At 61.3% G+C, this 11,494-nt stretch carries 12 protein-coding genes and 1 pseudogene; 6 read left to right on the top strand and 7 right to left on the bottom strand.

Annotation, left to right across the window (positions count from 1 at the left end; genetic code table 11):
• Positions 1–39: 39 nt before the first annotated feature.
• From AC07V9_RS00170 to AC07V9_RS00185, 4 genes and pseudogenes are all read left to right on the top strand, one after another.
• Positions 40–600, top strand: a complete 561-nt coding sequence (locus AC07V9_RS00170; protein WP_495013686.1) for a DUF1003 domain-containing protein — start codon at positions 40–42, stop codon at positions 598–600.
• A gap of 123 nt (positions 601–723) precedes the next feature.
• The gene (locus AC07V9_RS00175) at positions 724–1,263 is read left to right on the top strand and encodes a PaaI family thioesterase (RefSeq protein ID WP_495013687.1); all 540 of its coding nucleotides are present in this window, start codon (positions 724–726) and stop codon (positions 1,261–1,263) included.
• Positions 1,264–1,527: 264 nt separating this feature from the next.
• Positions 1,528–2,331, top strand: coding sequence for a 2,5-didehydrogluconate reductase DkgB (dkgB, locus tag AC07V9_RS00180; RefSeq protein ID WP_495013688.1), 804 nt, complete (start codon positions 1,528–1,530; stop codon positions 2,329–2,331).
• A gap of 17 nt (positions 2,332–2,348) precedes the next feature.
• Positions 2,349–2,552, top strand: a pseudogene (locus AC07V9_RS00185) (RrF2 family transcriptional regulator); the annotation flags it as partial.
• A 129-nt stretch (positions 2,553–2,681) separates the two neighbouring features.
• Here AC07V9_RS00185 and AC07V9_RS00190 read toward each other — a convergent pair.
• On the bottom strand, positions 2,682–3,020 hold the full coding sequence (locus AC07V9_RS00190) for a DUF202 domain-containing protein (protein ID WP_495013689.1): 339 nt from the start codon (positions 3,018–3,020) through the stop codon (positions 2,682–2,684).
• Complete coding sequence (locus tag AC07V9_RS00195; RefSeq protein ID WP_495013690.1) at positions 3,017–3,421, bottom strand: YidH family protein; 405 nt, start codon at positions 3,419–3,421, stop codon at positions 3,017–3,019. Before AC07V9_RS00195 ends, AC07V9_RS00190 begins: the two co-directional genes overlap by 4 nt.
• Positions 3,422–3,970: 549 nt before the next feature.
• On the opposite strand from AC07V9_RS00195, the gene AC07V9_RS00200 reads away from it, so the two are divergent.
• Positions 3,971–5,455: a sensor domain-containing diguanylate cyclase gene (locus AC07V9_RS00200; protein WP_495013691.1), complete on the top strand. Its 1,485-nt coding sequence runs from the start codon at positions 3,971–3,973 to the stop codon at positions 5,453–5,455.
• 15 nt (positions 5,456–5,470) lie between these two features.
• Here AC07V9_RS00200 and AC07V9_RS00205 read toward each other — a convergent pair whose 3' ends face one another.
• Positions 5,471–6,256: a DeoR/GlpR family DNA-binding transcription regulator gene (locus AC07V9_RS00205; protein ID WP_495013692.1), complete on the bottom strand. Its 786-nt coding sequence runs from the start codon at positions 6,254–6,256 to the stop codon at positions 5,471–5,473.
• Positions 6,257–6,647: 391 nt separating this feature from the next.
• Between AC07V9_RS00205 and AC07V9_RS00210 the strand changes: the two genes are divergently transcribed.
• Entirely contained in the window at positions 6,648–7,442 is a 795-nt protein-coding gene (locus AC07V9_RS00210) for an SDR family NAD(P)-dependent oxidoreductase (RefSeq protein WP_495013693.1), read from the top strand.
• 74 nt (positions 7,443–7,516) lie between these two features.
• On the opposite strand, the gene AC07V9_RS00215 is transcribed toward AC07V9_RS00210, so the two are convergent.
• The 4 genes from AC07V9_RS00215 to AC07V9_RS00230 all read right to left on the bottom strand — a co-directional run bounded on the left by AC07V9_RS00215 (position 7,517) and on the right by AC07V9_RS00230 (position 11,391).
• Positions 7,517–7,693: a hypothetical protein gene (locus AC07V9_RS00215; protein ID WP_495013694.1), complete on the bottom strand. Its 177-nt coding sequence runs from the start codon at positions 7,691–7,693 to the stop codon at positions 7,517–7,519.
• Positions 7,694–7,887: 194 nt separating this feature from the next.
• Positions 7,888–9,177, bottom strand: a complete 1,290-nt coding sequence (locus tag AC07V9_RS00220) for a serine/threonine transporter (RefSeq protein WP_495013695.1) — start codon at positions 9,175–9,177, stop codon at positions 7,888–7,890.
• A 190-nt stretch (positions 9,178–9,367) separates the two neighbouring features.
• Positions 9,368–10,711, bottom strand: coding sequence for an ATP-binding protein (locus tag AC07V9_RS00225; protein WP_495013696.1), 1,344 nt, complete (start codon positions 10,709–10,711; stop codon positions 9,368–9,370).
• On the bottom strand, positions 10,708–11,391 hold the full coding sequence (locus AC07V9_RS00230) for a response regulator (protein ID WP_495013697.1): 684 nt from the start codon (positions 11,389–11,391) through the stop codon (positions 10,708–10,710). Before AC07V9_RS00230 ends, AC07V9_RS00225 begins: the two co-directional genes overlap by 4 nt.
• Between the last annotated feature and the right edge of the window lie 103 nt (positions 11,392–11,494).

The raw sequence follows: 11,494 nt of genomic DNA on the forward strand, positions 1-11,494 counted from the left end.
CTATAGTGGGCAGATGTTTTTTGCCTGAAGGACACTCCCATGCCCGCTGTAACGCCCGACTCCGCCGCCCCCGCCGCAACCGCTCAGGCCGAGCCCGCCAAGACCGATCACCTGCGGTTCCACAAAGGCCACGCTCACCTGGCGCCGACCTTCGGCAATGACGCCTTCGCGCTCAAGGCCGAGGCGTTTGCGCGGTTCTTCGGGACGCCGACGTTTCTCGGCGCCCAGACGCTGATCGTGCTGTTGTGGGTCGGCGCCAACCTCAGTGGCCTTGTTACCTTTGACGTCTACCCGTTCATCCTGCTCAACCTGGCCTTCAGCCTGCAGTCAGCTTACGCTGCGCCCCTGATCCTGCTGGCTCAGACCCGCCAGGCCGCGCGCGACAAAGCCAGCTCCGATGCCGATGCGCAGCACCGCGAAGCGCTGGCGGTGGCCAACGAGGAACGCATGGCCCGCGCCGCGCAACATACCGCGCAGATGCTCGAACTGCTGGAGCAGAACACCCGACTGACCGAAATGACCAAGGCGCTGACCGAGCGTGTCGAAGCCCTGACCGCCGACATGCACAAACACTTCGTGAAAAAGGACGGCCACGCCTGACTGAACGCTTTGGGCACTGGGTGGACATTTATGATATTGCGATCATCATGAACGCACGGGATTATGGCCGTAATGTTTTTTCATCCGGCAATTCGCCGGACGTTTCCCTCGGAGCGTACGCCCATGCAAAGCACCTCTCGCGAAGAAACCCTGGCTCAGTGGCAGGCTCAGGAACAAGACATGCGTGCCCGTCTGGGCAAGGCCGGCAGCATGAACCTCATGGAAGTCGCGCAGCTCACACCTCAGGAGTTTTTCGACGGCATCGGCAACGGCCTCTACCCTCACCCGCCGATTGGCGAGCTGATGGATTTCGTGCCGATCGAGTGGACGCCCGGTCGCTTCGTCTTTCAAGGCACGCCCGGCCCGCAACACTACAACCCACTGGGCATCGTGCATGGCGGGTATGCGGCGACCTTGCTGGATTCGTGCATGGGCTGCTCAATTCACACGCAGCTGAAAAAAGGCCAGGGCTACACGACGCTGGATTTGCGCATCAGCTACATCCGCGCCCTGACTGACAAGAGCGGACCGATTCGCGCCGAAGGCACGGTGGTGCATCTGGGGCGCTCGACCGCGCTGGCCGAGGGCAAGATCTACGATGCCGAGGGACGGCTGTTTGCCACCGGGACCACGACCTGCATGATCCTGGATATGAACCGCTAGATCAGCGTCGCCATGTCGATTTTTCGCGAATGAATTCGCTCCCACAGATTGGACGCGGTCTGACCCTGTGGGAGCGAATTCATTCGCGAGACGGCGTCAACATCCCCAGACATCCCGCTGAACGAACCCTCCCCGAAACCGCTCTACCCTCCAGCGCATTCATGACTTGAAGTCAAAAGTCCCTTGCTCATCCCTCGGTTTTTCCACCGGGATCGAACCGGGATACTGGGCTTCACTTTCTTACCTTCGCACTGGAGTACCTCAATGACTGTTCCTGCATTCGGCCTGGGCACCTTCCGCTTGAAAGATCAGGTCGTCATCGACTCGATTCGTAACGGTCTGGAACTCGGCTATCGCGTCATCGACACCGCGCAGATCTACGGTAACGAGGCCGAGGTCGGCCAGGCCATCGCCCAGAGCGGTGTGCCGCGCGATGAGCTGTTCATCACCACCAAGATCTGGACCGACCATTACGCCGCCGACAAGCTGATCCCGAGCCTGAAAGAAAGCCTGGCAAAACTGCAGACCAATTACGTCGACCTGACGCTGATCCACTGGCCATCGCCGGGCCGTAAAGTTCCAGTCGCCGAATTCATGGGTGCATTGCTGGAAGCGAAGCAGCAGGGCCTGACCCGCGAGATCGGCGTGTCCAACTTCACCGTCGAGCTGATGAAAGAAGCCATCGCCGCCGTGGGCGCCGAGCACATCGCGACCAACCAGGTCGAGCTGCACCCTTATCTGCAGAACCGCATAGTGGCGAGTTTCGCCCGGCAGAACGGGATCAAAATTACCTCCTACATGACCCTGGCGTACGGCGAAGTGCTGAAAGATCCGGTCATCGAGCAGATCGCCAAACGCCACAACGCAACGCCTGCCCAAGTGACACTGGCCTGGGCGATGCAATTGGGTTACGCGGTGATTCCGTCGTCGACCAAACGTGCCAACCTGGAAGGCAACCTCAAGGCCAAAGACCTCAAGTTGAGCAATGAAGACATGGCCGAGATCGCCAAGCTGGACCGTGGTCACCGCCTGACCAGCCCGGCAAGCCTTGCGCCGCAGTGGGATTGATCAGCGAACACGCATAACTGCTGGACATCGTCACGGCCATCGACGGGCGCAAGCTGATTTTCGATTGCCGCGACATCCGCGGCAGCTGCGCGGTATTCAACGGATGCGCGCCAGAGTGGGCGACGTCGGGGTGGGGCGGGATCAACGCGGCGATGCTGACGGTGCAAAAGCGCAGGAAAGAAGCGCTGGAACAACAGACCATCCTCGACCTCGCCCGGCGCACCTGACGCAAGGCCCGCGAGACGTCGGGACAAACGATAGAGATGTATCGAATGTACCCGAGCCCCGCGAATGAATTCGCTTCCACAACGTGTTCATCAATGTTTGATCGACGTCGTTCCAAGCTACGATCAACCAAACACCACCGCATAAATTCCCACCCCACTCAGCACGATCACCGTGCCGCCCAGCACCACCACTTCACGCAAGGGCGCAGGAATGCGTTCCTGCTTCATTCCCTTCGCGCTCTTGCGATAGCGGGCGTTGAGGCCGATCTGGATGAGAATCCCCGCGATCAGCGAAACAATGACCGGCAACAGGGCAATCAGCCCGAAATGCGGAATCCAGCGCAGAAAGATCGTGCACACCACCAGCAGCGTCATCAAGGTCCGGCGCCAGGCCAGCAGCGTACGCTCGGGCTGCAGCCCCGGATCGTCGTGCCCCAGCGAAACCGCCCCGCGCCGACTCATCGGGCGCCGTAAACCAGAAACACGATCAACCCCGCCGCCACGAGTGCGCCGCCCAGGGAGAGGATCGGCACCAGCACTGGCAACGGCAACGGTTTGCGCAGACGCATCGCCCGTTCAACCTTCAGCCAGCGCACACAGGCGCTGGCGCTGACCAGCATCGCCAGCACCAGCAACGACAGGGCCACCGCGCGGCGCAGGCCGGGGCTGAAGACATCACCCGTGAAGGCTTCCACTGCAATGCCACCCGCGAGAAACGCCAGCGCCGTGCGTATCCACGCCAGAAAAGTCCGCTCGTTGGCCAGGGTGAAGCGTGGGTCAGGTTCGCAACCGCCGCCCAAAAGGGACGCGGACAGGCGATCGCGATCAGGGGAAGGGACTTTGCCAGGATCCGGAGAATTCATGTCGCACCGAGGTCGGGTAGATGCCAATGATCATACCGGTCATGACCTGCGAACGCCCGCCTCGGCTGCGACATGGGTGTATCCGTGGCCGCACGGCAGATGTCAGCCCGGCTTATGCCGAGCTGAGTACAGGCAAATCATTTCCATCGCCAGGGTCGCGCCCGCCAGCGCCTTGGTCCGTTCAGCGATCTGCTCCGGGCCGCTTCGATGCACTTCCCGCGCGGCGAGCACCTGAAAACACGTTACGTCGTCATTGGTGGACCGAGTTTGTTGAGGATTTTCTGTCAGCCTTTTCCGAATAGAAGGGTTGTGCCTTCTGAAAATTCACCTCAACGGCGCAGGTTGAACGGTCTCTCACTAATTTTTCCCTTCAAAATCCCCGACTTGTCCTACGCTCTGTGTCATACGGTCGCTGTTGCGATAGCCTGTGTCACGGACCACGGAGCGTCCGTCTCACGGTGAATGTGGAATCGTAGACGTCAGCGAGGGTTGGGATTGAGACAAGTAGAAGGGACGGACTTCGACGCCAGGCACCGGCGCCTGAAGCGCATGCCTGTACTGTGGCTGACGGGTTTCTTCACCGTGCTGGTGTGCTTTTCCATTACTAGCATCACGCTGTGGCAATTGCGCCAGACGCGCACCCACGAGCTGGAAATCGCCGAGACCAACGTCGCCAACCTCTCACGCTCGATGGCGCAACAAGCTGATGACTCTTTCGATCAAGCTGACATACCCGTGGCCGGTATCGTTGAGCGGCTGTCCTACGACGGCTTCGGCGCCGCCACAAGTTCGCGCATGCACGAATACCTGCGCGCCACCGCCGCCAGCGTCGAGCAGATTCAAGGGCTGTTCATCTACGACAAGGACGGCAACTGGGCCGCTACCTCGCTCAATCACTCGCCCGCCAACCCGAACAACGCCGACCGGGAATATTTCCAGTTCCACAAGGCCATCGACAGCACCCTGCCCCACATCGGCCAGGCCATTCGCAGCCGCAGCACTGGCGACTGGATCATCCCACTTTCACGGCGGGTGAACGATTCGGCGGGCAATTTCGCAGGCGTGGTGCTGGCGACCATCGAACTGGCCTATTTCGAACGCTTTTTCGATCGCTTCGACATCGGCCAGCGCGGGGTCATCACCCTGGCGATGGCGGACGGCACGGTCTTGGCCCGCCGCCCGGCGCTGGACAATGTCCGGGGCGCATCGATTGCCGACGGCGAACTGTTTCGCGTTTATCTGAAAGAGCATTACGAAGGCACCGCGACCGTACGCTCGATCCTCGATCACGAGATGCGCATCTACGGTTACAAACGGCTGGACCGTTACCCGCTGGTGGCGCTGGCAGGCTTGTCGGAGCGGGAAGTGCTCGATGAGTGGGGGCAATACGCGTGGCGCTCGCTGGCGATCATCGTCTGCGTGGTGGTGGCCAATCTGCTGTTCGGCGTGTTGCTGTTCCAGCAGATTCGTTTTGGCCTGAATGCCGAGTCTCAGCTACGCATCGCCAGCCATTCCCTGGAAAAGCTAGCGCTGCAGGACGGCCTGACGGGGCTGGCGAACCGTCGTCACTTCCAGGAAATCCTCGGGCTGGAATTTTCCAGCGGCCAACCGAACCTGCACCCGTTGAGCCTGATCATGATCGATATCGATTTCTTCAAGAGCTACAACGATAACTACGGGCACGTGGCGGGCGACAAATGCATCGTCGCCGTGGCCGAATGCATTCGCGGCAACCTCAACCGCACAGGCGATCTGGCGGTGCGTTATGGCGGCGAGGAAATGGCCGTGTTCCTGCCCTACAGCGAGGCCCACGGCGCCTATCAACTGGCGGAAAAGATTCGCCTTACCGTGCTCGCCCGCGCCCTTGAACATCAGGGCAATCCGAGCGGGTTCGTCACCATCAGCCTGGGTGTGTATGGCTGCGCCGCGCAGGAATGCCCGACCATGGAGGAGTTCGTCGAACGCGCCGACGCTGCGCTTTACGCGGCCAAGCACGAAGGCCGCAACCGCACCGCGCGGTGGCAAAGCGCGTAAGCGAGGGGTGCCCGGTTATCCGTGACGAGCAGGCGCCTTGACGATCTGCGCCACCTTGCCACGAAACAGCTCCAGCCGATCTTCCGGCGCGTCATGCTCGACCACCAGCGCGCCGACTTCCTCGCACGGTGCCACCTGATAATGAGCGATGCTCGACAGCTTCTGATTGATCACTGCCACCGCCACCTGCCCGCTACGAGCCACCACCGCGCGCTTGAACTCGGCCACGTCCATGTCAAAAGCGGTCACGCCCTTCACCGCATCCAGCGCGCAGGCGCCGAGAAAGCACAGGTCAAAATTGAAATGGGTCAGTTGCTGAATCGTTGTGAAGCCATAGGTGCTGCCCGCCACCGGACTGAGCCGTCCACCCAGCAAAATCACTTCTACCAACGGCAGCTTCATCAACTCCACAGCAATCAACGGCGCGTTGGTGGTCACGGTCAGCGCCAACTGCGGGTCGATGGCGCGGGCAATGGCCAGGTTGGTCGAACCGCCATCGATGAACACATGCTGCCCCGCACTCATCAACCCCGCCCCCGCAATACCCAGCGTGCGCTTGCGATCCGGTTCGTGCTCGATGCGCGCCGTGATCGGCCCGTCAGACGCGAGCGAAATCGCGCCGCCGTACACGCGCTTGCATAACCCGGCAGCAGCCAACGCCCCCAGATCACGACGAATCGAATGCTCGGACACATTGAACTCAGCGGCCAGATCCGCCGCAATCACCCGCCCGTGCACGGCCAGGCGTTCAGTAATCAGGCGCTGACGCTCGCCGGGGAAAGCTTCGGGGTTGGCTGACATAAGAGGTCTCGACATCAAGCGTAAGTGAGCATGAACGAGCAGGATCATGGGGATGATAGCCGAGGCTGTCAAACGTCGCTCAGCGCCCAGAAGGGCATTTTCATACAGCGAAATAGCACAAGATTCCTGTGGGAGCGAATTCATTCGCGAGACGTCAGTACATCCAGCAAAGATCCGTCAGACATAAAACCGCATCGCGAATGAATTCGCACACAGGCAGGGCACCGTCGCGAACTGCTGGCCAACCACTAGAGCGGATAGCGGCATGGCCCGAAACCCTTCAACTGCATCGACCCATCCCTTGCTTCACGAACAGCAAATCTGCACTAGCCTGAACCCACGCTGTTTTCTGCACTCCATTTTTCTTACAAACTTAACGGAGACATCCGACATGAAAATCGATTTGACCGGCAAGACCGCTCTGGTAACAGGCTCGACGCTGGGCATCGGCTACGCCATCGCCAAGGGCCTGGCCGAAACCGGCGCCGAGGTGATCATCAATGGCCGCAAGCAGGAGGCCGTGGATGCGACCGTCAAACGCATCGCAGGTGAGGTGCCTGGCGCAACATTGCGCGGCGTCGCCACCGATGTCGGCACGGCCGAAGGGTGCGAAGCCTTGGTCAAGGCGGTGCCGCAGGTGGACATTCTGATCAACAACGTCGGCATCTATGGCCCGCAGGACTTCTTCGATACGCCGGATGAAGTCTGGCAGCGCTTCTTCGACGTCAACGTTATGTCCGGGATCCGCCTGTCCCGCGCCTACGCCGACGACATGGCCAAGCGCGGCTGGGGGCGCATCGTGTTCATCTCCTCCGAATCGGCGCTGAACATACCTGCGGACATGATTCATTACGGCTTCACCAAGACTTCCAACCTGTCGATCTCCCGCGGCCTGGCCAAGCGTCTGGCGGGCACGGGCGTGACCGTCAATGCCGTGCTGCCCGGCCCGACGCTGTCTGAGGGCGTGGCCGATATGCTCAAGGATGAGGTAGCGAAAACCGGCAAATCACTGGAAGAAAGTGCTGCGGCGTTTGTCATGGAACACCGCCCGAGTTCGATCATTCAACGGGCTGCAAGCATCGACGAAGTGGCGAACATGGTGGTCTACGTGTCGTCGAAGCAGGCTTCTGCAACGACTGGCGCGGCGCTGCGGGTGGATGGTGGCGTGGTCGATACCATCGCCTGAGGACAGGTCATAATGTCGATGACCAGGGGCTCCAGCCGTGATACCCCTGGCCTTTCTCGGCGGTATCAAGGTGTCTATTCCTCCTCTTCTTCCTCGTCGTCCACCAGGGTGAACCAGGGTTTCAATTCACTCAGCTCGAAATTGTCTGACTCCGCTCTGGCCCTCCCGATACGGGGAAAGTCAGTGGGTTTGAGTGACATGGACGAGTCCACAATTGCAGCGCTCGTCGATACAACGGATTTGTCAGCCATGTTTGAGCCTCCCTGTCCAAAGATGCGCGTCGCGAATGAACGCCGGTTCACTATAGACCAGCCTCGTGAACCACTCGTCGATTCGCGACCCGTGGGTCACCTTTGCGTCAGGGCGCGACGCCGCAGCCTGTAGCAGGGAGGCTACGGACGGTGGCGCAAGGGCACGAACGGCGCCCGTGACCACCGCCAGCGGGTTACTGCATCAATGAGTAGACCAACGCCGAAATCGACACCAGGCCGATCGCTACGACAAACACGTTGGACAGCTTGCCTGCGTACTGACGCATCGCCGGGACTTTTCGCACGGCGTACATCGGCATCAGAAACAGCAACGCGGCGATGACCGGGCCGCCCATGGTTTCGATCATGGTCAGAATGCTCGGGTTCAGGGTCGCCACCAGCCAGCAGACCACCAGCATGAAGCCAGCCGTCAGGCGATCCAGCATGCGAGGGGATGGGCGACGGCCGCTCTTGATGACCAGGCCTTTGAGGCCCTCGCTCGCGCCAATGTAGTGGCCCAGAAACGATTTGGTGATCGCCACGAAGGCAATCAACGGTGCTGCGAAGGCGATGGTCGGGTTGCTGAAGTGGTTGGCCAGATACGACAGGATCGACAGGTTTTGCGATTTGGCTTCGGCCAGTTGTTCCGGCGACAGGGTCAGTACACAGCTGAACACGAAGAACAGCACCATGACCACCATCAGCAGGTGGGCGCGCCCCAGGATCTGCGAGCTGCGCTGATCGGCCTGTTCGCCGTACTGGCGCTTCTGGTCCACGGCGAATGCCGAGATGATCGGCGAATGGTTGAAGGAGAACACCATCACCGGAATGGCCAGCCACAGGGTGTGCAGGAGCGCCGAGGGCGCAGGCACGCTGCTGGCGGTGGTGAGGATGCCGCCGGTCCAGTGCGGAATCAGAAACACCGCCAGAAACAGCAACGCGACGATGAACGGGTAAACCATCAGGCTCATGGCCTTGACGATGAGTTGCTCGCCGCACCGCACCACTGCCAGCAGACCGATGATCAGCACGAACGCCAGGATCGCCCGTGGCGGTGGTTGAACGTGCAGTTGATGTTCCAGAAAGCTGCTGACCGTGTTGGTCAGGGCCACGCTGTAGATCAGCAGGATCGGGAACACGGCGAAGAAATACAGCAGCGTGATCAGCGCGCCGGCCGTCTTGCCGAAATGCTGCTCGACGACGTCGGTGATGTCGGCGCCTTCACGACCGGACAACACGAAACGGGTCAGGCCACGGTGTGCATAAAACGTCATGGGGAACGCCAGCAACGCCAGGATCAGCAACGGCCAGAAGCCACCGATGCCGGCGTTGATCGGCAGGAACAGGGTGCCTGCGCCGATGGCGGTGCCAAACAGTCCGAGCATCCAGGTGGTGTCCTGGCGCTGCCATTTGGTCATGCTCGTGGTCACGCTCGCGGGCGCGGCGTCGATGCGTTGTTCGACGCTGTTGGCCTGATCATTCATCCGGTCGATTCTCCGTTGCCGGTGATAGCTACAAGGTCAAAAGCGCGTCGAAAAGCTCGGCAGTCAACGCCCCTGACCGGTTCTCTACAGGGAAAGGGGCGCGATTGTCCGGGATTGGCGAGCAGAATCAAAGGGTTGTCGGAGGGATGGTCATCGTTTCAGACCTTTCCGACGGGAGAGTGCGACAAGATTACGCAGCTCCGGCCCCCATCGTCCGACGTATCGGCATGCTCAACTCGACCCTCAGCCCGTCACTACGACTGTCGAACTTCAGCGAACAGGCGCAGCGCTGCACGATGGCCTGAACGATCGCCAGCCCCAATCCGGCGCCAGGGCTCTTGCCGTTGCGCCAGAAGCGCTGGGTGAGTTTATCCAGATCAGGCTCGGGAATCCCCGGGCCGTAGTCACGCACGCGGAAATGCGCCTGACCGTCGAAGGTTTCCAGGCTCAGTTCGACCCGAGCGCCCACATGGGTATGGCGCAGCGCGTTGTCCAGCAGATTGCGCAAGGCAGCCACGGCCAAGGCCGCAGGCATTTCGACGGGCGCTGTGGACAGTTGCGAAGGCAGAAACAGCTCGATGCGCTCTTCATCGCCATGATTGGCGTCGTGAATGGCCAGCCGCGCGACCTTCTCGGCATCGCACTGCACGCCATCATCAAACGACAGGCTCCCCTCGACCCGCGCCAGCAACAGCAACTGTTCGAGGGTGCGATGCATGCGGTCGGCGCCCTCTTCAGCGTGGGCCAGCGCCCTGTCGCGCTTGTCGCCTTCGGTCATGCGCGCCACCTGCAGGTGGGTCTTGATGGCGGTCAGCGGGCTGCGCAGTTCATGGGCGGCATCGCCAGTCAGCCTGCGTTCGCGTTCGAGTGTCTGGGCAATGCGCTGGAACAGTTGGTTCTGGCTTTTCAGCAAAGGTTGCAGCTCGCTGGGCAGATTGGGCACGTCCAGCGGTTCCACCGAATCGGCGCTGTGCCGGTTCAACGCGTCACGCATTCGATTGAGTGGCGCCAGGCCGCGACCAATGCCGAACCAGACCAGAATCAGGCTGCCGAAAAGCGCCACCAGCACGGGCACGGAAGCGGCCAGCAGCACTGAATGGCCAAGCACGTCCCGCTCGATCTGCCGGTCCGCAGTGCTCACCCGCACGTTGCCGTGCATCATGGTGTACACGCGCCAGTGCTCGCCGTTGATCATCTGATCGACGAAACCGCTCGAATCAGCCTTCAACGGTTCGGCGGGCGAGCTTTCGGTGCGCGCCAAGACCTGCCCGCGCAGGGAGCTGAGCTGACAGGCCATGCCATTGGGAATTCCCAGGTCGCCCGCACGCAGCGACTTTCCGTCACCCTCGCTGTTGGGCATCTGCATCTGTTCCAGCAGCCCGGCGACCATGCGCGCCGACGCTTCGAGGCGCTGGTCGAGGGATTGCATCATCTGCGTTCGCAGGTCGCGCAGCATCCACGCTGCAGCCAGCACCCAGATCACGATGAACGCCGAGCCCAGGATCAGGGCCAGGCGGGTTCTGAGGCTCATCATCCGTGTTGCTCCTCGACATCACCGGCAGGGCCCAGTCGATAACCCAGGCCGCGCACCGTTTCGATGATGCTGCCACCGAGTTTGCGTCGCAGGTGATGGATGTGAACGTTGAGCGCGTTGCTTTCGACTTCGTCGCCGAAGCCATAGACGCAGTCCTTGAGTTGCTCGCTGGACAGCACCCGGCCGCTGTTATTGAGCAGCGCCTGCAGCAGGGCCTGTTCGCGTCGCGACAAGTCCACCGGCTGACCGGCCAGGCGGGCTTCCCGGCTGCTGGGGTCGTACGTGAGCAGGCCATGCTCGATGACATTGACGCTGCGCCCGGCCATGCGCCGCACCAGCGTGTGCAGGCGCGCGCTGAGCTCGCGCAGATCGAAGGGTTTGAGCAGGTAATCATCGGCGCCAGCCTGCAAGCCATCGACCCGATCGGTGACAGTGTCGCGGGCTGTGAGGATCAGCACCGGAATATCGTTACCCTGCTGACGCAACTGGCGCAGCAGCTTGAGGCCGTCCTCATCCGGTAGACCTAGGTCCAGCACCATGACGTCGAAATGGGCCGCCGACAGCATTGCCCGCGCCGCCGACGCCTTCGCGACGCGGTCCACGGTCAGACCTTGAGCATCCAGGCCGGCAACAATGCCGCTGGCAATCAGTTCGTCGTCTTCACAAAGCAGTACGTGCATGGCGCGGCCTCGAAAAAAAGGCGATTGAATCAGCGGGAGATTAAGGACGGATTATGCACGCACTCACCACCGGCCGGCACGCTCAGAGGTCGCCGACGCCCCG

The organism is Pseudomonas sp. GW821-FHT02A11 (assembly GCF_059421985.1).